At 61.3% G+C, this 23,741-nt stretch carries 19 protein-coding genes; 8 read left to right on the top strand and 11 right to left on the bottom strand.

The window, feature by feature from the left end; all coding sequences use genetic code 11:
- Nucleotides 1-59: 59 nt before the first annotated feature.
- Together D0N36_RS12420 and D0N36_RS12415 are read left to right on the top strand one after the other, a co-directional pair.
- Nucleotides 60-785: a 2-C-methyl-D-erythritol 4-phosphate cytidylyltransferase gene (locus D0N36_RS12420; RefSeq protein WP_116941975.1), complete on the top strand. Its 726-nt coding sequence runs from the start codon at nt 60-62 to the stop codon at nt 783-785.
- A gap of 148 nt (nt 786-933) precedes the next feature.
- Complete coding sequence (locus D0N36_RS12415; RefSeq protein WP_116941938.1) at nt 934-1,728, top strand: enoyl-CoA hydratase-related protein; 795 nt, start codon at nt 934-936, stop codon at nt 1,726-1,728.
- A 93-nt stretch (nt 1,729-1,821) separates the two neighbouring features.
- Here D0N36_RS12415 and D0N36_RS12410 read toward each other — a convergent pair whose 3' ends face one another.
- Nucleotides 1,822-2,676, bottom strand: coding sequence for a hypothetical protein (locus D0N36_RS12410; protein WP_116941936.1), 855 nt, complete (start codon nt 2,674-2,676; stop codon nt 1,822-1,824).
- Between the two features lie 183 nt (nt 2,677-2,859).
- Here D0N36_RS12410 and D0N36_RS12405 point away from each other — a divergent pair, with 183 nt between their 5' ends.
- Together D0N36_RS12405 and D0N36_RS12400 are read left to right on the top strand one after the other, a co-directional pair.
- Nucleotides 2,860-3,438 carry a DUF4142 domain-containing protein gene (locus D0N36_RS12405; protein WP_116941934.1) on the top strand — a complete coding sequence of 193 codons (579 nt, stop codon included), beginning with the start codon at nt 2,860-2,862 and terminating at the stop codon, nt 3,436-3,438.
- 84 nt (nt 3,439-3,522) lie between these two features.
- Nucleotides 3,523-3,753, top strand: coding sequence for a hypothetical protein (locus D0N36_RS12400; protein WP_116941932.1), 231 nt, complete (start codon nt 3,523-3,525; stop codon nt 3,751-3,753).
- A gap of 438 nt (nt 3,754-4,191) precedes the next feature.
- On the opposite strand, the gene D0N36_RS12395 is transcribed toward D0N36_RS12400, so the two are convergent.
- Together D0N36_RS12395 and uvrA are read right to left on the bottom strand one after the other, a co-directional pair.
- Nucleotides 4,192-4,410, bottom strand: coding sequence for a hypothetical protein (locus D0N36_RS12395; protein ID WP_147320852.1), 219 nt, complete (start codon nt 4,408-4,410; stop codon nt 4,192-4,194).
- Between the two features lie 252 nt (nt 4,411-4,662).
- Nucleotides 4,663-7,833, bottom strand: coding sequence for an excinuclease ABC subunit UvrA (gene uvrA / locus D0N36_RS12390; RefSeq protein WP_116941974.1), 3,171 nt, complete (start codon nt 7,831-7,833; stop codon nt 4,663-4,665).
- A gap of 415 nt (nt 7,834-8,248) precedes the next feature.
- On the opposite strand from uvrA, the gene D0N36_RS12385 reads away from it, so the two are divergent.
- On the top strand, nt 8,249-8,734 hold the full coding sequence (locus D0N36_RS12385; RefSeq protein ID WP_116941929.1) for a hypothetical protein: 486 nt from the start codon (nt 8,249-8,251) through the stop codon (nt 8,732-8,734).
- Between the two features lie 110 nt (nt 8,735-8,844).
- Here D0N36_RS12385 and D0N36_RS12380 read toward each other — a convergent pair whose 3' ends face one another.
- Both D0N36_RS12380 and D0N36_RS19660 read right to left on the bottom strand, forming a co-directional pair.
- The gene (locus D0N36_RS12380) at nt 8,845-10,029 is read right to left on the bottom strand and encodes an NAD(P)/FAD-dependent oxidoreductase (protein ID WP_242478902.1); all 1,185 of its coding nucleotides are present in this window, start codon (nt 10,027-10,029) and stop codon (nt 8,845-8,847) included.
- On the bottom strand, nt 9,920-10,492 hold the full coding sequence (locus D0N36_RS19660; RefSeq protein WP_116941925.1) for a Rieske 2Fe-2S domain-containing protein: 573 nt from the start codon (nt 10,490-10,492) through the stop codon (nt 9,920-9,922). Before D0N36_RS19660 ends, D0N36_RS12380 begins: the two co-directional genes overlap by 110 nt.
- Before the next feature lie 146 nt (nt 10,493-10,638).
- Between D0N36_RS19660 and D0N36_RS12375 the strand changes: the two genes are divergently transcribed.
- Nucleotides 10,639-10,887, top strand: a complete 249-nt coding sequence (locus D0N36_RS12375) for a hypothetical protein (RefSeq protein ID WP_116941924.1) — start codon at nt 10,639-10,641, stop codon at nt 10,885-10,887.
- A gap of 76 nt (nt 10,888-10,963) precedes the next feature.
- Here D0N36_RS12375 and D0N36_RS12370 read toward each other — a convergent pair whose 3' ends face one another.
- Together D0N36_RS12370 and asnS are read right to left on the bottom strand one after the other, a co-directional pair.
- A complete protein-coding gene (locus D0N36_RS12370) occupies nt 10,964-12,658 on the bottom strand; it encodes an LIC_10190 family membrane protein (RefSeq protein WP_116941922.1) in 1,695 nt (564 codons plus the stop codon).
- A gap of 291 nt (nt 12,659-12,949) precedes the next feature.
- Nucleotides 12,950-14,356, bottom strand: coding sequence for an asparagine--tRNA ligase (gene asnS, locus D0N36_RS12365; RefSeq protein WP_116941920.1), 1,407 nt, complete (start codon nt 14,354-14,356; stop codon nt 12,950-12,952).
- A gap of 268 nt (nt 14,357-14,624) precedes the next feature.
- Here asnS and rpoN point away from each other — a divergent pair, with 268 nt between their 5' ends.
- A complete protein-coding gene (gene rpoN / locus D0N36_RS12360; RefSeq protein WP_116941918.1) occupies nt 14,625-16,214 on the top strand; it encodes an RNA polymerase factor sigma-54 in 1,590 nt (529 codons plus the stop codon).
- Nucleotides 16,215-16,431: 217 nt separating this feature from the next.
- On the opposite strand, the gene D0N36_RS19655 is transcribed toward rpoN, so the two are convergent.
- Entirely contained in the window at nt 16,432-17,772 is a 1,341-nt protein-coding gene (locus D0N36_RS19655) for a M16 family metallopeptidase (RefSeq protein WP_242478899.1), read from the bottom strand.
- Nucleotides 17,727-19,460, bottom strand: a complete 1,734-nt coding sequence (locus D0N36_RS19650) for a M16 family metallopeptidase (RefSeq protein WP_242478898.1) — start codon at nt 19,458-19,460, stop codon at nt 17,727-17,729. The genes D0N36_RS19655 and D0N36_RS19650 overlap by 46 nt, the downstream gene beginning before the upstream one ends.
- A gap of 162 nt (nt 19,461-19,622) precedes the next feature.
- On the opposite strand from D0N36_RS19650, the gene D0N36_RS12350 reads away from it, so the two are divergent.
- Nucleotides 19,623-20,018, top strand: a complete 396-nt coding sequence (locus D0N36_RS12350; protein WP_116941916.1) for a hypothetical protein — start codon at nt 19,623-19,625, stop codon at nt 20,016-20,018.
- Nucleotides 20,019-20,106: 88 nt separating this feature from the next.
- Here D0N36_RS12350 and D0N36_RS12345 read toward each other — a convergent pair whose 3' ends face one another.
- Both D0N36_RS12345 and D0N36_RS12340 read right to left on the bottom strand, forming a co-directional pair.
- Nucleotides 20,107-21,786 carry an MFS transporter gene (locus D0N36_RS12345; RefSeq protein ID WP_116941914.1) on the bottom strand — a complete coding sequence of 560 codons (1,680 nt, stop codon included), beginning with the start codon at nt 21,784-21,786 and terminating at the stop codon, nt 20,107-20,109.
- Nucleotides 21,787-21,959: 173 nt separating this feature from the next.
- Nucleotides 21,960-23,696, bottom strand: coding sequence for an alpha-amylase family glycosyl hydrolase (locus tag D0N36_RS12340; RefSeq protein ID WP_242478897.1), 1,737 nt, complete (start codon nt 23,694-23,696; stop codon nt 21,960-21,962).
- Nucleotides 23,697-23,741: the final 45 nt, after the last annotated feature.

Here is a 23,741-nt window from a genome sequence, read left to right as displayed (position 1 = left end):
GAGTAGCAGCCGGCGTTTTTTTGTTCCTATTGCCGTATTTGCGCTCCTACGCCGTTGCCATGAACCCATCCGCTACCGCCAACTCCTCAACCCCAAAAGCTCCTGCCACTCCCCGCTACGCTATTCTGGTGGCTGGTGGCAGCGGCACGCGCATGGGTGCCGACCGGCCCAAGCAGTTTCTGGAGCTGGCCGGCGAGCCGGTGCTGCTGCACACGCTGCGCCGTTTTGCCGATCCGGCCCTGGGCGTGCGCGAGCTGGTGGTAGTGCTGCCGGCCGGACAGCTGGAAACCTGGCGGGAACTGTGCGCGCAGTACAACGTGCATATTCCGCACGCGCTGGTGGTGGGCGGGGCCACGCGCTGGGCCTCGGTGTGGGCTGGCCTGGCCCACTTAGCCGACCGCGACAATGGCGTGGTGGCCGTGCACGACGGGGTGCGCCCCCTCACGCCCCGCACCGTGATAGAGGCCACTTACCAGGCCGCCTACAACCACGGCGCGGCCGTGGCCGCCGTGGTGCCCAAAGACTCAGTGCGCAACCTCAGCCAGCAGGGCAGCTACGCGCTCAACCGCGCCCGCCTGCGCCTCGTGCAAACCCCGCAGTGCTTCGATCTGGCCCTGCTACGCCGGGCCTACCAGCTGCCCGAGCTCACTACCTTCACCGACGATGCCAGTGTGGTGGAAGATCTGCACCCTATTCAGCTGGTGGAAGGTGACTACCGTAACCTGAAAATTACGACGGCCGACGATTTGTATGTGGCTGAGGCGCTGTTGCGGATGGGTGAATAAGTGACTTGCGCTGAGGGTAGAACGTCATTCAGAGCGAAGCGAAGAATCGCGCGTGATTCTGTTAGACGACCGTGGCAACGGTTCCCGCGAGATTCTTCGCTTCGCTCTGAATGACGTTTCTTTGCTTATCAACTTACCCCTTTTCCGTATGCCTACCCTGCTCTACGACGTGCGCCCCGATGGCGTGGCCACCATCACGCTTAACCGCCCCGACGTTTTTAATGCCTTCGACGATACCCAGAGCTACGAGCTGCAGGATGCGCTGAAGCAGGTGGCGCGCGACGCCAGCGTACGGGCCGTGGTGCTCACGGGGGCCGGGCGGGCGTTCTGCTCGGGCCAGGATTTGAAGGCCAGCCGCGAGGCCGAGGCCGCCGAAGGCCAGCCCCGTTCCTTCTACGACTCGCTGCACAAGCGCTACAATCCCATCATCCGGGCCATGCGGGCGCTGCCTAAGCCCATTATATGCCGTCTGAATGGCGTGGCGGCCGGGGCCGGCTGCTCGCTGGCGCTGGCCTGCGACGCCATTGTGGCTTCATCAGACGCCTCGCTGATTGAGGTGTTCATCAACATCGGGCTGGTGCCCGATTCGGGCTCGTCGTGGTTTCTGCCCCGGCTGGTGGGTACGCTTAAGGCGTTTGAGCTATGCACGCTGGGCTCGAAGGTAACGGCCGAGGAGGCGTTGCGCCTGGGGCTGGTGAACCAAGTGGTAGCGCCCGAGCAGCTCGATGAGACCACCTACGCCCTGGCCGCCCGCTACGCCGCCGCGCCCACCCAAAGCATTGGCCTCATTAAGCAGATGCTCAACAAGGCCGCCACCGCCACGCTCGACGAGATGCTCGACTACGAAGCCCATTGCCAGCAGATTGCCGGTGAGTCGGGCGACTACCGCGAGGGTGTGCAGGCCTTTCTGGAAAAGCGGAAGCCCGAGTTCAAAGGCAAGTAAAGTTCAGTTGCGGCTTCGCACAAAAAGGAATCCGGCCCCATGTCGTTAACTGACATGGGACCGGACTCCTGACGTTAGCGGAAGAGGCCGCCGTTACAGGCCGCCGCCGACGCGGATAGTGCGGGTAGCGCCGTTGACGGTGATAGAGGCAATGTTGTCGCAGGCCTGGGTGCCGGTGGGGTCGTAGTTGAGCAGCGCCTGCCGGTTCTTATCGGTGGCGATGGTTACGGTACCGGCCACAAAGGTGCGGGCGCAGCCGGGCTGGAATTTCTTGATGAGCGGCTGGGCGATGGTCGCCGTGTAGCTCATGCCTTTGCGGTTGGTACCGCTGGTCTGGCCGGTTACGCTGTATTCGTCGTCGGTGAGGGTGCGGGTTTTGTCGCCGGCCGTGCGGGTGTAGGTGCGGCTGGAGGTCCAGGAGTGGGTGCCAGCGGGCGTAGTGATGCTGGCGTTGCGCACCGAAAGGCTCCAGGAACCTCCGCTGAGCCGGGTGATGACGCGCGTGCCGGTGTGCTGGTTGTCGTTGCGGTAATAGTCAACGAGCGTAATGGTTTTGGTGGCGCCGGCGTCGCGGGTCTGGCCACCGAATACGGTTACGATTTTGCCGCGCCGGGCCACGCCGTTGGGGCCCACGCAGTTGGTGGTACCGAAATCGAGGGTGAGCGTACGGGTAGCAGCGTCGTAGGTGCGCGTGAGGCAGCGACCAGCCAGGCGGGTCAGGTCATCGGCTTCGGCAGCGGGGCTGTTGGGCGCGGCGGCATCGGCAGGGGCGGCGGCATCCGTCAGGTCGGCCAGGGCGGCCGTTTCATCCTCCGCCAGGCTCTGGTCCTGGGCCGATACGGTAACATCGGGGCTCTGCGGGTCGTTGGCCTTGTTGCAGGCGGGCAGCAGCAGCGTGGAGCCAGCCAGGGCGGCCATGCTCAGCAGGTAGGAGGTAGAGCGCTTCATGAGGGGGCAGAAAACAAAAAGTGAGAAATGAGGGGAGTAACTGGTTTTCGGGAGTTAGAGGCAGCGCGTGCAGAAAAGTTTAAGTAGGCGGGGAACTTTTTTTTAAGCCATCGGCTCCCGAACCCGATCAGGCAGGCCGCGTATAGCTACAGATAAATTTTGCTTCCTAAATTCCCTCAGCTGATGCTATTTTCCCGTGCTGCCTGCCTCCTGTTGCTGCTGCCCGCATTGGTAGCCTGTTCGGGCTCGGCCAGCAATAATGATCCGGTTTTTGAAGCGAAGCTTCAAAACGAAAAGCGCATCAGCGAACAGAATATTACCAAGCGCCAGATCAGGGACGCCGAGCTGGTAGTGGAGACGGCCAGCAACCAGATGGAGCTGCTCGAAATCAGCCAGATTGCCCAGCGCAAGGCGACTTCGCCCGATGCCAAATACGTGGCCCAGAACGTCATCAATCAGATAAGTGCCCTGCTCAACGAGTTGAGAGTGTTGGCTAAGCAGAAAAATCTGGTGCTGCCCACCGGCCTGGGCGAGAGCCAGGCCCAGCAGGTAGGCGAAATGACCGCCCTCAACGGCGCGGCCTTCGACCAGAAGTTTGGAGACGCTCTGACTAGCACGATCGAGCAGGACCTAGACATCAACGAAGATCTGCAGACCGAATCGTATGATGCCGACCTGCGCCCCTTGGCCACCCGGCAGCTAGCTGTGCTGCAGGACCTGAAGCGGGCCGCCGACGACTTGAAAGTCAAACTAAAGCCTTGATTTTAAGCTCTTCATCTTCCCTGCAGGTAGCCCTTTTTGCGCAACAGTAGTTATCTGTTCTTCCAACCTACTTTTTTCAGACGTATGAAACTTCGGCTTTTTCCTTTCCTGGCCTTGGCCGCCGCTCTCTCGCTGGGTAGCTGCAACACCGAAACCCGCACCGATGGCACTGCTGGCGAAGCGGTGAGCGACCTTGGAGCTGCCGCCGATGATGGGGGTGTAAAGGCCGATGCGGTGGTAATCGACAACAACGCGGGCCCCACTATAACAGCCAACGCCGACTCGCTCCTAGCTGCTGATTCGACTGCCCGCTAAGAAAACTGCCCATCGGCAACTTAGCCGCATGGAAGACTTTCGCGGCTGAGTTGCGCCCAGTGTCGTGGGTTTCTAGGTTCTGCCTGACAAAACAGGAGCAGTAAAAAAACCGCCGTGCTTTTTACGTGGCGGTTTTTTACTGCTCCTGTTTTAGTTACCTAGTCATGCCGAAAATCTGCGTGGCAGCTTTAGATGGCCGTCTTCAGAAAATTGACAGGCTACAAGCGGTTGACGAACAACGCACGTTGGGTAAGCACAGCCGCATTCTTCCAGCAGAAGGCATGACTTGCCTATTCAGTTCCTGTACGGGTGTGTGATAAACCGGGCCTTCTATGCACTGAGGCGGCTAAGACAGCCAGGGGCCGGAACTACGGCGCGCCTATAGCGTCAGCACTGGGGTAGGCCGGCAGACGGCTGATTCGCCCCGTGAAAGTAGTTTTATTGGCCGCTGGCCGGGTGCTGGCCAAGTGGTGCTTTCAGGTGAGGGGCGGTGTTGGCCGGAGCGGGCTGCGCGCTTTTTGCTGGTTCTAGGCTGGCAAGAGTGGCCGTAGAGGTGGGCTTGTTTGGGGCCGTTGGGGCTGCCGTGCCGGTGCCGGACTTTGCGGGTCCGGTAATGATGGCAATAGCGAGCAGTGCAGGGAAAACAAGAACTTTCATAGGGCAGGAAGTTGAATAGAAGCCCTCAAACTAGGAAAATATCTGTGGCTTAACAAATATTAGTCAATAGAAATTTAGCTATAGGTAAGTACTTACTCAGGCAAGAAGTACATCAGTAGGCTGTATTTCCTGCTGATTTTGCAGCAATAGCCAATAAGTGTTGCCTAGCGTGCAATCCGGGTGCCTATAGAAACGGAGGGCCGGCTACTTTGAAGTAGCCAGCCCTCCAACGCTGAAAAGCGTGGAGTTTTGTTACGCCTCCTCGTACTTGCTCGTGCGCAGCTCCTCGGCCAGGAAGCGGGCCGTATGCCCCTTGCCAGCCTTTGCTACCGCCTCGGGCGTGCCCTGGGCCACGATGTAGCCGCCGGCCCCGCCGCCCTCGGGGCCGATGTCAATGAGGTAGTCGGCTACCTTGATCAGGTCGAGGTTGTGCTCGATGATGAGAACGGTGTTGCCCTTGTCGGCGAGCTTGTGAAGGACCACAGCCAAGTGGTTGATGTCCTCGAAGTGCAGGCCGGTGGTGGGCTCGTCGAGGATGTAGAACGTTTTGCCAGTGTCCTTTTTGCTGAGTTCGGTGGCCAGCTTTACCCGCTGGGCCTCACCACCCGAAAGCGTGGTGGCCTGCTGGCCCAGCGTGAGGTAGCCCAGGCCCACTTCGTGCAGAGTCTGGATTTTACGTAGGATGCGGGGCTGGAACTCGAAGAACTCCACGGCCTTTTCCACCGTCATGTCGAGCACGTCGGTGATGGACTTGCCTTTAAAGCGTACTTCCAGCGTTTCGCGGTTGTAGCGGCGGCCTTTGCAGGTTTCGCAGGGCACGTGCACGTCGGGCAGGAAGTTCATCTCGATGGTACGGATGCCGGCGCCTTCGCAGGTTTCGCAGCGCCCGCCCCGCACGTTGAACGAGAACCGGCCGGGCCCGTAGCCCCGGATTTTCGACTCGGGCAGGTTGGCGAACAGTTGGCGGATTTCGGTGAACACGCCGGTGTAGGTGGCCGGGTTCGAGCGCGGCGTGCGGCCAATCGGCGACTGGTCCACCTCAATCACCTTATCGATAAACTCCAGCCCCTCAATACTGCCGTAGGCCAGCGGCTCGCGCTTGGCCTTGAAAAAGTGCTGGTTGAGGATGGGGTACAGCGTATCATGAATCAGGCTGGACTTGCCCGAACCCGACACGCCCGTAACGGCCACCAGCTTGCCCAGCGGGAACTTGGCCGTCACGTTTTTGAGGTTGTGGCCTTTCGCGCCGCGCAACACCAACTCGTTGCCTTCACCCTTGCGCTTCTTCTTGCGCAGCTCGATGTGCTTCGCCCCGCTCAGGTATTGCGAGGTGAGCGAGCCGGAGCTGAAGATTTCGGTGGGCGTACCCTGGGCCACGATGTGGCCGCCGTGGATGCCCGCGCCGGGGCCGATGTCGAGCACGTGGTCAGCGTGCATAATCATGTCCTTGTCGTGCTCCACCACAATCACCGAGTTGCCCAGGTCGCGCAGGTGCTGCAGCGCCTTGATAAGGCGCTCGTTGTCGCGCTGGTGCAGGCCGATGCTGGGCTCGTCCATGATGTAGAGCACGCCCACGAGCTGGGTGCCGATTTGGGTGGCCAGCCGGATGCGCTGGCTTTCGCCGCCGCTGAGCGTGCGCACCGAGCGGTGCAGGTTCAGGTAGTCCAGCCCCACTTCGAGCAGGAAGCCGATGCGCTTGCGGATTTCCTTGAGCAGCTCGCGGGCAATCAGGTTCTGGCGCTCCGAGAGGCGGTCTTCCAGGCCCACGAACCAGTCGGCCAACTCGTTGAGGTCCATTACGGCCAGCTCGCCAATGTGCTTGCTGTCGATTTTGAAGTGCAGGCTTTCCTTCTTGAGCCGGTAGCCGTGGCACTCGGGGCACTCCTGGGCCTGGGTGTACTGCTGAATCCACTCGCGGATGTTGTCCGACTCGGAATCCATCTGCCGGCGCAGAAACGGAATGATGCCTTCGAACGGCTCGGCGTAGCCGGGCTGCTTGGAATCGTCGGCTTCCTCTTCCGAGATGCCGTAGAGCAGGTGCTGGAGCAGGTCGGGAGCCAGCTTGTGCAGGGGTGTGCTTAGGCTGGCCTTATTGCGCTTGAGTAGCTGGCCCAGCTGCTGGAAAATCCAGATGTCGCGGTAGTCGCCCAGCGGCGCAATGCCGCCGCGGCTGATGCTCAGCTTGAGGTCGGGCATCACCGTTTCCTCGGTTATTTCCTGTACCTGGCCCAGGCCGTTGCAGGTGGGGCAGGCGCCGTAGGGCGAGTTGAAGCTGAACGTGTTGGGCGCCGGGTCGTCGTAGGCAATGCCAGTGGCCGGGTCCATCAGAAAGCGCGAGAAGAACTGGGTGTTGTCTTTCTTCTTGCTGTCGGGGTCGAGCACAAGCATGGTGCCCTTTCCCTGCGTAAGGGCGTTCTGCACCGAGCCCGAGAGCCGGAACCGGTCCTCGTCCTTCACCACGAGCCGGTCAATCACGATTTCGATGTCGTGGATTTTGTAGCGGTCGACTTGCATTTTGGGCGTCAGATCGAGCAGCTCGCCATCCACCCGCACCTTGGTAAAACCCAGCTTGGCCACCTGCTGAAACAGCTCGCGGTAGTGGCCTTTACGGCCCTTCACCACGGGCGCCAGCACCACCAGCTTGCGGCCGTCGTACTCTCCCAGGATGTAATTGATAATCTGGTCGTCGCTCTGCCGAATCATCTTCTGGCCCGTGGCGTAGCTGAACGCCTCGGCCGTACGGGCGTAGAACAGGCGCAGGAAGTCGTAAATCTCGGTGATGGTGCCGACCGTGGAGCGCGGGTTGCGCGAGGTGGTCTTCTGCTCGATGCTGATAACCGGCGACAGGCCCTCGATTTTGTCCACGTCGGGGCGCTCCAAGCCGCCCATAAACGAGCGGGCATAGGCCGAAAACGTCTCCATGTAGCGGCGCTGACCCTCGGCGTAAATCGTGTCGAACGCCAGCGACGACTTGCCCGAGCCCGAAATGCCGGTAAACACCACCAGCCGCCCCCTTGGAATCCGCACCGACACGTTCTTCAAATTGTGCTCGCGCGCGCCGTACACCTCAATATAAGGTGCCTCCAAATCGGCCGGCCCGAGCAGCTGCCCACCAATTGCGTTGCGGTTTTCCACTACGGTTTCGCTCACTACCTCACTCCGCGGCACGGCCTGCACGGCCGCCGTGCTGTGATGGCCCTTGCCCTCAGCCACGGCGGCCGCTACCGAAACGGCTTCGGAGCTGGGCTGGCTGGCTTTGGGGGCCTTGCCTGTGCAGGTCGCCTTGGCAGGAGATGCTTTGGGGAGGACCGGTTTAGTGCCGTTTTCGGTAGTAGAAGCCGATTTAGCAGCCCGTTCGGTCTTGGCAGCCGGGGTGGTTTTGGTGGCGGAAGAAGCGGAAGCGGCAGTCGTTTTTTTGGCCATGCGGCAGCGGAGCGAATAAGTCTGCAAAGGTAAGGGAAACGCGGCCCGATGGCTAATGCGAATAGCTTTTCAGTCAGGTAGTTTCGTAGTCAGGCCTGCTAAAGGCAGGCCGTCGGGTGGGGCATAACAGCCAAAGCCGCCGGTTTGTGCCCGGCCGCGCCAACTTCCCGCACCCAACGGCTTCGGGGTGGGCGTAGCGTCGAGAAGCAACTCATTCTGCAAGCTGCCCGAAACAACTCGACTTACTTGGGTGGGGGCGCGTATCCCCCGGTGGCGAGCATCCATTTTGCGGCTGAGGTATAGTTGGTTTCATTTTTGCCAACTGTCCCACCAGGGCCACGGCGGCCAGCATCGGCGCCCCGCCCAAGCCGCCTGTCGGCGGCGTTTTTCGCTTCTCTCACCTTACCCAGCACCCATGCATTCTTCTTCCAAATTTCTGCTCACGGCTGTCCTGACGGCCTCTTTGGCCGCGTTCAGCCTTCCAGGCCAGGCCCAGGTTACCATCAATGTAAACCCGCCCAGCTGGGGACCGGCCGTGCCGGCAGGTACCCAGTACTACTACATTCCGGAAGTGAGCGGCTATTACGATTTGCGCGACCAGCAGTACGTGGTGCTGCGGGAGGGAAAGTGGAAGAAGCTGAAGACCGTGAACGGTTACGCCACCAGCTCTTTTCATCCCGTGGTTATCAACTATGTGGGCGCGCAGCCCTGGGTGCTCATTCGGGAGCATAAAGTGAAGTACCCCAAAGGCGGCCATCCGCACGGCATGCCGCCCGGCCAGGCCAAAAAGGCCCGGGCAGTGTACGTGGTGCCGGCCGGCCAACCGGTGTACGTGCAGGAAGGCAAGGGCAAGAAGTACAAAGGCGATAAAGACAACGGCCACGGCAAAGGCAAGCATTAGTACCCGCTTGCGAATCAGTTTAAACCGCAACGAGCCGGTTTCTCCGTGGAGAAGCCGGCTCGTTGCGGTTTAAACTGATTTCCTTGACCCAAGGAGAATGCCCCATAGCGCTAGCCGTCGAGCAGCTTCGCCCAGTTGGTTTTGCGGCGGGCGGCGGTGGGCGTGGGCATCTGGTCGCGGCGCAGCAGCTCCTCGATTATCATCATATCGTCGTCGCGGCCAAGGGCGGCGGCGGCTACCAAGCGGTTGCGGTGGGCGTAGAGGGCCAGGAAATCGTGGCGGCGCACGTCGCCGTGGAAGATGATTTCGTCCCACTCGGCGGCGTGGCCGGCGTAGCGCAGGCTCTTGCCGTACTGCTGGGTCCAGAAGAAGGGCACCTCGGCAAAGGCTGTTTCGTAGCCCAGCATGTTGCGGGCGGCGCAAGCCCCGTGCTGCTGGGCCAGCCGCCAGTGCTCGATGCGGTGCTGCCCCAGGCCCGCCGCCAGCGGAAACCGGGCCACATCACCGGCCACATACACGTGCTCGGCCGCCCGAAGGTGCGCATCTACACGCAGGCCACCATCCTTATCCAGCTCGAAAGCCTCGGCCAGAAACTCGGTAGCCGGCCGCACGCCCACGCCCAGCACCACCACATCGGCGGGTAGGCGCTGGCCCGAAACCAGGCGCACCGCCGTTACGCGGCCGTTCTCGCCCTCCAGGGCCTGCACTTCCGCTTCGGCCTTAAACCGCACGCCGTGGCGGCTGTGCAGGTTGCGGAACATCGCCCCGATTTTCGGGCCCAGCACCTTCTCGAACGGTTCTTTGTCCCGCGCGATTACCGTAATGCGCCGCTCCTGATTGCCCTGCTCCTCGTTCTCAGCGGCCAGGCTGGCGGCGGCTTCCATGCCAATAAAGCTGCTGCCGATGATGACTACGTGCTTAGCATTAGCGGCGGCTTCCCGAATGGCCTCGGCGTCCTGGGCCGTACGCAGGGGCAGCACGCCGGCTAAGTCGTGGCCGGGCAGCTGGGGCAGGGTGTTGGGCTGGCAGCCGGGCGCCAGCAGCAGCTTGTCGTAGCGCAATGGGTCGCGGCCGGCCATAGTCAGCTGCTGCCTGGCCAGGTTCAGGCCGGTGACGCGGGTGTCGGTCAGGACTTCGATGCGGTGTTGCTTGTAAAAATCAGACTGGCGCAGCGGCAGGGCTTTTTTATCGGCCTTGCCGGCCAGGAATCCTTTGCTGAGCTTGGTGCGGTCGTAGGGCGCGGCCGGGTCGGCCCCAACCAGCACCAAGCGGCCGCCGAAGCCTTCGGTGCGCAGCGTCTGGGCCGCGAACTGTCCGGCCGCTCCGCCGCCCACAATAACAAAGGTGCGCGGGTCGGTGGCGGCACGGTCGGGGGCTGGCGGGGGTGCCGCCTACCAGGGCCGTGGGCGTGGCGTCGGGGCTTTGGGCGGCCGCGGCGGGGTGGGTGGGTAGCGTCACCCACACCCGGCCGTCGGCTACGCGCACGGGGTAGGTGGGCAGGTCGTCGAGGGCCGGGGGCTGGCAGAGGTGGCCGTCATCCACCCGGAAGCAGGCGTGGTGCCAGGGACAAACGATTTGGTCGTTGATGAGGCGGCCTTTTTCGAGCGGTGCGCCGTAGTGGGGGCAGCGGGCCGCCAGGGCCTGATACTGCCCCTGGCGGCGCACCAGCAGCACTTCGGTGTCGGGCGTGGCGGGGTAGGCGCGCATTTCGCCATCCTGAAGGGCGTCGGCGGGGGCAAGGTTGATTTCGGGAGGCATAGCAGCGGGGGTAGGATGCTGCTTATGCCAACGCGCCGAAGCAGAGCCGGGTTATAAAAAGCGGTCTGCTGCGGGAAGAGCTTCAGGCCAATCGCCCTGCTTACCGGGACGTGCGTACAAGCAGGATTCACCAAGCTGCTCCCGCCATGTCTGCCCCATATCGACCCATCAGCTGCTCGTTCTACGACGAGCTGGAGGCTCGCGCCACCACCGGCCAGCCCTGCAGCCTCATTTACCGCACCGAGCCCGATACCCCGCCCAGCACCTATCACGGCGTCATTCAGGACTTATACATCCAGGATAAAGTGGAGTTTCTGCGGCTGGCCGATGGCTTCCAGCTGCGGCTGGATAACCTGCTGGCCGTGGATGATAAGGAGCTGCGAAACTACTGCTGAGCCTCTTTAGACTCTGCGCTGCCGGCAGGACCAAAAGCAATAGGCCGCCACCCAACCCGCCACATACAGGCACGCATTACCGCCCGCGCCGAAAGCCCTGGCTGATGTGCGGGCCGCGCCAGTGCAGATCGGGCGGTAAGGGGCCGGCGGCGCAGGGCAGGGGGGCGTTGTTGCAGCGGAGCCCGTGGTTCGGCATGCCCAGCCTCACAAGGCGACCTTCGAGGCGGGTGCTTACCATGTGCGGATCCGCATACGGAGCCGGCCGAAACCAGGTAGCCGAATGGAACCTGCTGATTTCGTGGCGCAGACCGTTCAGACCGTATACCAGCGTCAACGTCAGCGCCGCCCGCCATAGCCAGCGGCCGCCGGGCAGGCCGCCAGCCAGCAGACCCGCCCCCAGTGCTGCCGCCCCAACCAGGTAGCCGTAACCGAACCGGAACGCCGGCGCGGTGGCAAACCATAACCCGCAGCAGGCCAGCAGTAGGCCAAACAGGACGGCCGCTGACTGCTGCTCTCCGGCTCTGGCGCGCAGGTACCGCAGCCCCAGCAATAATGCCAGCGCAAGTATGGCCAGGGCCAGAAGCTGGTCGTGGAAAGCCTGCTGCCGCCACCAGAAAGGTATCCAGTCGGCGGCGGGCAGTTGGCCGCCAATAGCCCAGTCGCCACCAGGCCAGCGGGCGAAGTGGCGGATTTCCAGCAGGTCGGCGGTGGTTTGGGCGGTGGGTATGGTCCAATCAAACGGCAACGCAGCCCAGGGAGCCAGCGGATATACTAGGTAGCCCGAGAGCACCACATTGCGGCCCACCCACGGCAGTGCTACTACGGCCCCCATCAGCCCCACCAAACTCAACAAGCGCGGTGCCGAAAGGCCGGTGGGCCGTAGCCGCCATAGGATAAAGCCCAGCGGCAGGGCCAGGTAGCCAGCCGAGGCCTTATAGGTTATGGCCGTGGCCAGCAGCGCTGCCAGCAACCCGACTTCGGCCCGGCTCAGCGGCTCCGGCGAACCAGTCTGCAGCAGCTTTTCCAGCAGCCAGCCCAGCACGAGCAGTGTCAGGATGGTGACGCCGCTGTCGGGCATGGGCGACGAAACCCAGGGGCGGAAGGCAATGAACGTGAAAACCAGACTGAAGCCGCCGTACACGGCCAATGCCACCGATGGCCGGGGCCGCGCCAGCTGCCGGGCGGCGTAGCTAATCAGCAGCACAAACCAGAAACTGCCCACTGCCTGCTGCCCCAGCGAAGCCCACGGGCTGTTGGCGCGGGCGCTGAAAAAGGCCGTGAGCAGGTGCAAGTGCGAGTTGAAGGCCAGCCGCCCGTGCAGGTTGCCCAGGCCCGGCACCACCGGGTAGGTTTGCAGCCATTGCACCGTTTGGGCATGATACAGGCCGGTATCAGCTAAAATGGGCCGTTGCACGGCGTGTAGCAGCAGCAGTGCCCCAAACACCAGCACCACCGTCGCGGCACCAAACCAGCCTGTCCGCCGCCTTGAGGCGCGCAACCCATCCCACCACGTCTGCCGGGCCGCTGCTGGTGCTTTCAGCCAGTGCCGAAGCCCGTAGCCCGCTACCGACGCGGTTATGCCCAATTGCACGGCTGGCCCAATGCTCACCCCAAACGACAGCAGCGCCAGCAGCCAGCTCAGGCCCGACAACCCGGCCGCCAGCAGCAGCTCGGGGGGCAGCGCGCCGGCCAGCCGCCGCCCCAGCAGCGCCCGCCCCAGCCCGTAGCTCATGCCCGACACCCACAGCCACAACAGAAGCACCAGCAGCATAGAGTTTGAGCTATTAGCTGACAGCTTCTAGCTGTTAGCTTTTTGTGTTTGTAGCGCGGACTTTAGTCCCGCCGCCTGATGCGCGGAGTGAAGTAGGAGGGAGGGAATCAACCAATTCCTAGCTGAGTGTTTCGAATAAAGCACCAGCGGCCGCCTTTCCAAAGTAAGGCGGCCGCTGGCAATAACGTATACTCGAAGGTCAGCAAGGACCGAAGCAGGATTGCGCCCCAGCTAGCTGCAGGCGTTTATATAATCCGTGCAATCCGCTTAAAATCCGTGCTAATCCGTGGTTTAGAACTCCGCGCTGCCGGGGAAGCGGGGGAAGGGGATGACGTCGCGGATGTTGGCCATGCCGGTGATAAACAGGATGAGGCGCTCGAAGCCCAGGCCGAAGCCGGCGTGCGGGGCAGTGCCGTACTGGCGCAGCTCCAGGTACCACCACAGCTCGTGCTCGGGCACCTGCATGGCGGCCATGCGGTCCTTTAGTTTCGTCAGGTCTTCCTCGCGCTGCGAGCCGCCGATGATTTCGCCGATGCCGGGAAACAGCACGTCCATGGCGCGCACGGTTTTGCCGTCATCGTTGAGCTTCATGTAGAACGCCTTGATGTCCTTGGGGTAATCGGTCAGGATAACGGGCTTCTTGAAGTGCTTCTCCACGAGGTAGCGTTCATGCTCGCTCTGCAGGTCGGTGCCCCAATCAACCGGGAATTCGAATTTCTGCTTGGCCTTTTTCAGGATTTCCACGGCCTCGGTGTAGGTCAGGCGCTGGAAATCGTTGTCGACCACGAACTGCAGGCGGGTCAGCAGCTCCTTGTCGTACTGCTCGTTGAGAAACTTGAGGTCGTCGGGGCAGTGCTCGAGAGCGTAGCGTACGAGGCTCTTGAGGAAGTCCTCGGCCAAGTCCATGTTGTCCTGCAGGTCGTTGAAAGCCACTTCGGGCTCAATCATCCAGAACTCAGCCAGGTGGCGGGCGGTGTTGGAGTTCTCGGCCCGGAACGTAGGGCCGAACGTGTACACCTTGCCCAACGCCATGGCGGCCACCTCGGCCTCCAACTGGCCCGATACAGTGAGGTTGGTCTGCTTGCCGAAGAAATCCTGCGCGTAGTCCACGCCCGATTTGTCCTCGGTCAGGGGCGGGTTCTGGTCGGGCAGGGTGGTAACGCGGAACATCTGGCCCGCGCCCTCGGCATCGGAACCCGTGACGATGGGCGTGTGGACGTAGTAGAAACCGTGGTCGTTGAAGTACTGGTGCACGGCGAAGGCCATGGCATGCCGGATGCGCAAAATGGCCCCGAACGTGTTGGTGCGGGGGCGCAAATGCGCGATACCGCGCAGGAATTCGAGCGTGTGGCCCTTCTTCTGAAGCGGATATGTGGTGGTATCGGCCGAACCGTAGACCGTTATTTCGTCGGCCTGAATTTCTACGGCCTGGCCCTTGCCCTGCGAGGCCACGAGCCGGCCGCGGACGGCAATGGCGGCGCCGTTTTCCACGCCGTCGGCCCGCAGCTTCTCCTCCGGAAACTGCTCGGCGTTGGCTACCACCTGAATGGAGTTGAAGCCCGAGCCGTCGTTGAGGGCGATGAACTGCACGTATTTGTTGCCGCGGCGGGTGCGCACCCAGCCTTTCACCAGCACCTCGCGGTCGAGGTCGGTGCTGCGCAGCAGGTCCTGCACGCTGGTTTTTCGGAGGTCGGACATGGTCGGAGTCGTAAGTTGGCTGCAAAGGTAGAAATGTAGGGCGAAGCGCCACTTTTCCCCGGCCCGAATCGGCCGAACTCTCCGCCTGATTACAATCGGCCCCAGCCACCAGAACCGGCGGGGATGGAGCATCCGTATCCAGGCTGGGGGGCGAAGCAGCACTTCACCCTATATCCCAACTTTTTCGGCCCAACTCAAGTACAGAAAGGCCTATATTTGGCTTTACCTCCCCGTTTCGTAACCCGGCGGGGCGTACCGTTTTTAGCGTATGCAACGACTGGACATGAAGCAGCTTCTTTCGCAGAAGCTGAGCCCCCAACAGATTCAATTCATCAAGCTGCTCCAGATTCCGACGGCTGAGTTGGAGGCGCGCATCAAAGAGGAACTGGAGGTGAACCCGGCCCTGGAAGAAGGCGAGGACGAGCCGGAGGACGAATTCGACGACCTCGACAGCGGCGACGATGATGCCGACGACGATTACGACGACCCCGATGCCGCCCTCGACAACCCCGATAATACGCTCGACGAGGACTACGACGGCGACCAGCGCGACGAGCAGCCCGAAGTAGAAATTCCCATCAAGGAGGAGCCGACGGAGGTGCCCGAATCGAGCTCCGAGTCAGAAGACCTCGACCTGAGCGACTACCTCAACGACGACGAAATAGCGGGCTACAAGATGCAGGGCGACGGCCCCGGCGACGACGACGACGGCCGCGAAATGCCCCTGGCCGACACCAGCGGCTCGCTCATGGACAACCTGCTCAGCCAGCTCGGCTTTTCGGGCCTCGATGAGCGGCAGCAAACCATCGGCCGCCAGCTCATCGGCTCCATCGACGGCGACGGCTACATTCGGCGCGACCTGTCGGCCATTGCCAACGACCTGGCTTTCTCGCAGAACCTGGAAGTAACCGTAACCGAGGTGGAGGGCGTATTGCACGTGGTGCAGACCTTCGACCCGGCTGGTATTGGCGCCCGCGACCTGCAGGAGTGCCTGTTGCTGCAGCTGGAGCGCCGGGTGCAGGAGGAAGCGGTGGAAAACGCCGAGCGCATCTTGCAGGACACCTACGAGGAGTTCACCAAGAAGCACTACCAGCGCATTCAGCAGAAGCTCGACCTCGAAGATGACGAGATAAAGGAAGCCATTGGCCTCATTCTCAAGCTGAACCCCAAGCCCGGTGGCAGCGGGCCGGTGGGCGGCGGTAAAATCCAGTACATCATCCCCGACTTCCTGCTCAGCCACGACAACGGCCAGTTCAACCTCACGCTCAACACCCGCAACGCCCCCGAGCTGCGCGTATCGCCGGCCTACACCGAGATGTTCCGGGCCTACGACAAGGCCTCGAAGAAGGACAAGAAGATGAAGGAGGCCGTGACGTTCGTCAAGCAGAAGCTCGACTCGGCCAAGTGGTTTATCGATGCCATCCGGCAGCGCCAGAACACGCTGCTACGCACTATGGATGCCATTGTGCGCTACCAGCGCGAGTTTTTTGAGGAGGGCGACGAAAGCAAGCTGCGCCCCATGATTCTGAAGGACATTGCCCTGGAAATCAGCATGGACATCAGCACCGTGAGCCGGGTGGCCAACTCGAAAGCCGTGCAGACGGAGTTCGGCATCTACCCGCTCAAGTACTTCTTCTCAGAGGGCATTGCCACCGATTCGGGCGAAGATGCCAGCTCGCGCGAGGTGAAGTACATTCTCAAGGAAATCATCGAAGGCGAGCAGAAGAAAAAGCCGCTCTCCGACGACAAGCTGGAGAAGATGCTGAACGCCCGCGGCTACAACATTGCCCGCCGCACGGTGGCCAAGTACCGCGAGCAACTCAATATTCCGGTGGCGCGGCTGCGCAAGGAGCTGTAGAAGTTATAGGAGTTGCTTAGAGAGTTGTTGATACTAAGGAGAACGTCATGCTGAGCTTGCCGAAGCATCTCTACCGCAGTAGTGTATGATTACTGCTGCGGTAGAGATGCTTCGGCAAGCTCAGCATGACGTTCAGCTAACCAACCCGGCACAAACGCAAAACGGCCCGGCTCGCACTGTGCGAACCGGGCCGTTTTAGTTGGCTTCTGGCCAGGGATTAGTCGTTGTCCTTGTCTTTATCGCGCTTGGACTTCTTCTTCTCCTTCTTGCCTTTAGCGTCTTTGGTTACCACCTTCGTTTTCTCTGCATCCATGCCGGGGGCCATTGCCTCGGGCGTGGGCATAGAGGTGGCGGAGGCCGTTACGCGGTTGCCATCGTTGTCGAGCTCTACTACCTCGTAGCCGAGTTCCGTCAGGCCAGGGAAGGCCTTGGTCCGGTCGCCGACTACCACGATGTACATGTTATCGGCGGGCAGATACTTCTGGGCAATTCCCTGCACATCCTCCTTCTTGAGGTTGTTGAGAATCTCGCTCTGCTGCTTCACGTAATCGAGGGGCAGGTCGTACTCTACGAGGCGGCTCAGGAAAGCGGCTTTCTGCTGGCCGGTTTCGTAGCGCAGCGCGTCGCTCTGGCCCACCGAAGCCTGCAGGAACTGCAGCTCCTCGTCGGTAATACCGTTGCGGTAGTTCTTGATTTCCGACATAAACTCCTTCACCGAAGCCGCCGTAGCATCGGCGCGCACGCCGGCCGAAGCCGTGTACGGACCGGCGTAGCGCGTGCCCTGGAAGCCCGAGCGGGCGCCGTAGGTGTAGCCTTTGTCTTCGCGCAGGTTCAGGTTGATGCGCGAGTTGAAGGCACCGCCGAGCAGGTAGTTGCTCAGGTAGGCGCGGTAGTAGTCGCCGGTGGCATCGTAGGTGAGGGGCGAGAGGTAGCCCACCCGGATTTCCGACTGCGCGGCGCCGTCCTTGTTCACGAAGTAGATGCGCGTTTTATCGGGCTGGGTGGCCATTTCGCCGGCCGGCAGGCTGATCTGCTTCTGCTGCCAGTTGTTCAGGAAGCCCAGCTGCTTGGTCAGCGTGGCCTGATCCACGTCGCCGGTGGCTACCAGGTAGCTCACGTTGGGCGCGTAGTAGTCCTGGTAGAACTTCTTCACATCGGCGAGCGTGATGCTGCTTACCGTGGCGGCCGTGCCGCTGGAAGGCACGCTCATAATGTCGGCCGGGTTGTACACCAGCCGGTCGAAGGTTTTGTTGGCGATGAGCACCGGCTGGGTTACCTGGTTGGCAATGCCTTCGAGGGCCTGCTTCTTGATGCGGGCGAAATCGGCCTCATTGAAGTTCGGGTGCATGAGGCGCTGCTCCAGCAGGGCCATGGTGGCGGGCAGGTTTCTGGTCAGGCTCTGCACGTACACCGTCGTGTTGTCGTCGCCGGCTCCTACCCGGATGGCGCTGCCCAGCTTGTCGAGCTCGGCGCTGAACTGCTCCGAGGTGTACTTCTCAGTGCCTTCGTTCATCATGGCCGCCGTGAGGGCTGCAATGCCGGCTTTGTTACGGTCCATCTGCTCCAGGCGGCGGCGCCGCGCATCGTCAGCAGCATGGTGGCCGTTGGAATCTCAGTGTTCCGGTTGCCCATCAGGCGCAGGCCGTTATCGAGCTTGCTCTGCCATACCACCGGCACCTGCACCAGCGGCGCGGCACCGCCCTTGGGCTGCTTGCTGCGGTCGAAGTTGTCGGTAGGCTTGGTATAGGTAAGGCCTTCGTAGCCGTAGTTAGGGGCCTTGTAGCCGTCCTTGGAGGCCGTGAAGTTGTCGGGCTTGAGGGGGGCAATAGCCCCGCCTTTAGGCACCACGCTCAGAATAACGGCTTTCTTACCCTTGATGTACTGGTTGTACACCCGGTTCACGTCGGCCGGCGTTACGGCCCGTAGGGCCTTCATGTCCTTAACCAGGCGGTTGGGGTCGTTGTAATAGGTCTGGTAGGCAGCCAGCACGCTTACCTTGCCGCTCACGCTGGCCAGGCCATTTACCACCTGGGCCTCGGTGCTCGACTTGAAGCGGGCCACTTGCTCGGCGGTGGCGCCGGTGCGCTCAAACTCGGCCAGCGAACCGCGGGCTACCATTTCGAGGCTGTCGAGGCCTTTGCCGGGGAAGGGCAGCATCACCATCGTAAACTCGCCGGCCAGCTCCGAGGTGGAGTTGTAGGCCTGGGCCTGCACGGCGCGCTGGGGCTTGATGAGGTTCTTGTAGAGCAGCGAATTCTTGCCCTGGCCAATAATTTCGGCTAGTGCGTCGAGGGCACTCTCGTCGGGGTGGCCGCTGGGCACGGTCGGGAACACCATCTGCAGCATCGGGAAGCGGATGTTGTCCTGGTAGCTCACGTAGCGGTCCTGGCTCAATACTGGGGCCGCCAGCTTCTGGGCGGCTACGGCCGGGCCCTTCGGAATGGAGCCGAAGTATTTGGCCACCATCTGCAGTACCTGCTGGGGCTTCACGTCGCCGCCTACCGTCAGGGTCGCGTTGTTGGGGCCATACCAGCGCAGGAAGAAGTTCTTCAGGTCGTCGACGTTGGAGCGGTCCAGGTCTTCGAGGTAGCCGATGGTGAGCCAGCTGTAGGGATGGCCGTAGGGGTATAGCGTCTTCGAAACGTTCTCGGAGGCCAGGCCGTAGGGGCGGTTGTCGTAGTTCTGGCCCCGCTCGTTTTTCACGGTCGAGCGCTGCACCTCAAACTTCTGCTGGGTTACGGCATCCAGCAGAAAGCCCATGCGGTCGGCTTCCAGCCAGAGCGCCGTTTCAAGCTGGTTGCTCGGTACGGTTTCGAAGTAGTTGGTCCGGTCGCGGTTGGTGGTGCCGTTGAGCGTGCCGCCGGCCGAGGTAACGAGCTTGAAGTGCTGCTCGTCGCCCACGTTGTCGGAGCCCTGGAACATCATATGCTCGAAGAAGTGGGCAAAGCCCGACTTGCCAATCTGCTCGCGGGCCGAACCTACGTGGTAGGTGATGTCGACGTGGGCCAGCGGGTCGGAGTGGTCCTCGGTTACTAGCACCGTCAGGCCGTTGGGCATCACGTACTTTTCGTACGGAATCACCAGCTCGCCGGGCTTTTTGGTGACCTTCTCTACCAGCCGGGCGCCACCGGGCAGAGAGCTGGCGGTACTGGCTTTGGCAGTAGGAGCGGGTTTTTTCTGAGCCAATGCCGGCTGAATCGATAGCGTGGCGCCGAGGCCCAGCAGCAACAGGTGGTTGCGCGTCATAAATCGGTAGGAATGAAGTGGAATGGATTACGGGGGGAAGATACGCAGGGAAGGACAAATCTGTAAGCGCCGGAGTTGCATTGCTACAGGAGCGGGCTGTACTGTTCGGATAGTGTGCGCCACTGGGCTTACCTTTGCCCCATTGCCTGCCAGCCCCTTCCAATGCCCGTTGCCGAATACGTCCTCATCTCCTACCGCTCCGACTTACGGCTGCTGATAATGCGCTGGACGCGGGTAGCTACCCCGGCCGAGCACCGGGCCGGTTACCAGGAGGCGCTGCGCATGGCGCAGCCCGTGCAGGCCGGCCGCTGGCTTATCGACCTGCGCAGCCGCGGCCTGGCCGACCCGGCCGATATGCTCTGGATTCTGCACGATTTCCGGGTTGAGCTGCAGGCGGCCCTGCCCGCCACCGTGCGCCGCATTGCCTACTTCACCACGCCCTACCACGCCGAGCTGCTCATCGTCCGCCTCCGCGAGCTGAACACCGTAGCCGCCGCCGACCTTGAAATCCGGGTGTTTGTGGAAGAAGCGCCCGCCTATAGCTGGCTGGCCGGGTAGCGCCCGGTGCCTCAGCAACGAGAAAGGCCTGCCCTGCTGAGCATGTAGCTCAGCAGGGCAGGCCTTTCTCGTTGTCTTATCTCTTACCTCACAGCCGCGGATCGGTTTCTACCGGAGCATCATAGCCACCGCCCGGCAAGGCCACGGGCTCCGCCGAAACCAGCCGGATATCATCGGCATCATCGACACGTAGCGTGAGCAATCCCCCAATAACCATCGTGACTCCGCCCAGAACCAGCACCGAGAGGGTATTGCCACTGAATAGATGGATAGTAAGGAAACCTAACACCGTGGCCGCTACAATCTGGGGAATGACGATGAAAAAGTTGAACACCCCCATGTAATAGCCCATTTTGTTGGCAGGTAGGGCACCGGCGAGCATGGCGTAAGGCATCGACAGAATGCTGGCCCAGGCAATACCTACCAAACCCATAGCTACTGCCAACAGGGCCGGCGTATCCACGAAGCGCAGAGAAATCAGGCCCAAGCCGCCCACTACTAAGCACAGCATGTGGGTAAAGCGGCGACTGGTGCGGCGGGCCAGTACTGGCAGCAGGAAGGCAAACAGGGCGGCCACACCATTGCGCACCGATGAGCAGATGCCCAACCAGTCGGCCCCATCGTTGTACTGTTGCTGGACCCTTACGAGCGTAGTAACTTCGGCGGGGGTAAAATCAGTGCTCTTCAGTGCGTAACCTGCCAAGTTGGTGGTTATCACCTTGTCGGGGCTGCCGGACTGAAAGCGGTTGATATCGGCTAAATCGTTGCGGAGTGCAGTGAGCTGCTTGGCTTGCATCTCGGCAGCCGTGGCGGCGCTCAGATCGAAGAAGCTTTTGGCTGCCACGCCTTTTACGGAAGCGGAAGCTGCCTGCACCCGCTGCTCGATTTTGGCAAATAGCTGGTTGTCTACGTGCATATCGTAGATGTTGCTGGTGATGGCGTTGGTGGAGTAAATCCACATAGCAAACAGGGCAAACCAAGTAAAAAGCTGCACCACGGCTAGCTGCTGCATCGCCTTGGGCATATGGAAAATGCCCATGAACGATTCTTTCAAACCATCGAATACTCGGGTGTCGGCTTTTTCGCGCTCAAACTCAGCCATGTTGGCCGGCGGGTACTCGCGGGTAGTGACCACGGTGTACATCACGGCCAGAAAAAACGCCACTCCGCCCGCGTAAAACGCATATTTCACGGAGGGCGGAATCTGGCCCTGTGGGGCTATATTAGCTATATCAAATAGGTTGGTGAACACCCACGGCAGGCCGGCGGCGATAACCGAGCCCACCCCGATAAAAAAGCTTTGGGTAGCAAAGCCTGTAGTTCGCTGGTTGTTAGGCAACAGGTCGCCAACAAAGGCCCGGAACGGCTCCATCGAAATATTGATGCTCGCATCCATCACCCACAGCATCCCGGCCGCTATCAGCAGCGACCCCGAATTGGGCATAATAAATAATGATAGCGTAGCCAGCACTGCCCCCAAGAAAAAGAACGGCCGTCGTCGGCCCCAGGTAGGGTGCCAAGTACGGTCAGAAAAGTAGCCGACAATGGGCTGCACTAACAGACCCGTCAGTGGGGCGGCAATCCATAGTAGCGGCAGGTCGTCTTTGCTGGCGCCCAGCGTTTCGAAAATGCGGCTTACATTGGAATTCTGCAACTCGAATCCGAACTGGATACCCAGAAAGCCGAAGCTCATGTTCCAGATTTGCCAGAAGCTCATCCGGGGTTTGTCGCGGGTATCAGCCGAAACGGTGGCGGTGGGGGAGGCCATATGTGGGGGAATTTAGGGATTGGGAACGGGCGGAAGTGGGTAGGTGAGAAGAACGTCATTCAGAGCGCAGCGAAGAATCGCGCACGAAGTCGTTGAACAGCGACTTTGTAACGTTAGCACGCGAGATTCTTCGCTACGCTCTGAATGACGTTCTTCTAGCCTCTGGCTTCTCACTACTTGATTTCGAAAATGTGGCTGCTTTGCGGGGCCAGCGTAACGGTAGTGCTATTAGTCGATTTACTAGCCGGGGCCAGCAAATCGGTGTAGGTAAGCGGCTTGTCGGCGGGTAGGTTCAGGCTGGCGCGCATGTCGGCGGGCAGGTTAAGGTTGAGCGTATGGGTTTGGCTGGGGCTGAAGTTGACGATGACGAGCAGCTTTTCGCGGTCGGTGTAGCGCAGGTAGGCGTACACGCGCTCGGCATTGTAGCCGGGGTTCTGGGCCGCCAACGTGCTTTGCAGCTCGTAGAAACGGCCCTTCCGAATGGCCTCGCGCTGGCCCGAAAGCGTGAGCAGGCGTACGTAGAACGCGTGCAGCTGCTTTTGCTCGGGGCTGAGCTGGCCGCCATCAAACTTGCCGCCGTTCAGCCATTTCTGGTGCTCGGGCACGCCCCAGTAATCGAAAATAGTGGTGCGGCCGTCTTCACCCGAGAAGCCTTCGGAGGCAAGGGCCGGCTCGCCCACATCCTGCCCGAAGTAGAGCATTACCGGGCCGGTGCCCAGCGTGGCGGAAACCGTCATGGCCGGCAGGGCGGCGCGGGCGTTACCGGCAAAGTCGGGGCTGGCAATGCGCTGCTCGTCGTGGTTTTCCAGAAAGCGCAGCATGTGGCCGCCGAAGCCGCGGCTTTCCTCACTCCAGACTTTGGTGATGTCGCGGGTCGTGCCTTCGTTGCGGGTCAGGCGGCGCAGGCCGTCGTAGAGGCCCACCTTATCGTAGAGGTAGTCGAAATGGCCTTTTTCCAGGTACATCTGGTAGGTTTTGGCGTCGTAGGCTTCGCCGATGAACAGCAGACTGGGCTTCACCTTCTTCAGCTCCGGAATCACCCAGGCCCAGAACTCGACCGGCACCATCTCGGCCATGTCGCAGCGGAAACCGTCAACGTCCTTGCGGGCCCAGAACACCAGAATGTCGCGCATTTTCAGCCACGTATCCGGAATAGGCTCGAAGTAGGGCTGGCGTTTGTTTTGGTAGTCGACGCCGTAGTTGAGTTTGGTGGTTTCGAACCAGTCGTTGACGCTCGGAGCAGCCGTGAAAACATCGTTGCCGGTAGCCTTGGCGGGGTTTTCCTGGTACTTACCATCCTCGTTGGGGGCCTTTAAGCCGCCCAGCGGATTGTAGTCGGTCGGCACCACGAAGGGCTGGCCAGGCAGGTAGTAGAAGTTGTTGCCGGGCTTGAAGGCCTGGGTTTTATCGTCCTGCTCGCCCAGGTCTACCACGCCCGCCGGCTTGGCATCCGATTTATAGGAGCGGGCCACGTGGTTGGGAATGAAGTCGATAATAACCTTGAGGCCGTTGTTGTGGGTGCGTTTCACCAGCGCTTCGAACTCGCGCATGCGGTTGGGCACGTCCACGGCTAGGTCAGGAGCCACGTCGTAGTAGTCCTTAATGGCGTAGGGCGAGCCGGCGCGGCCCTTCACCACATCGGCATCATCGGCCGGGATGCCCTCGTAGGCAGTGAGGGTAGCGTGTTCGAGCACGCCGGTGTACCACACGTGGCTGGCCCCCATCCGCTTAATAGCCTGCAGGGCCTGGTCGTTGATGTCGTTGAATTTGCCGACGCCGTTTTCCTGGATAGTGCCGTAGGTTTTGTTAGTGGCGGTCTGGTTGCCGAACAGGCGTGTCATCAGCTGGTAGATGATGAGCTTGTGGTCCTGGGGGGCTTCTTCGGTGGTATTGGCGTCGGGCGGAAGCATAGCAGGTTTTTGGGGCGAGCAGGCGGCAAGCGCGAGCAGGAGCAG

This window comes from Hymenobacter lapidiphilus, assembly GCF_003417065.2.
GTDB lineage: Bacteria > Bacteroidota > Bacteroidia > Cytophagales > Hymenobacteraceae > Hymenobacter.
Note: the sequence above shows the minus strand (reverse complement) of the source record. Positions and strands in the feature narration are given on the sequence as shown.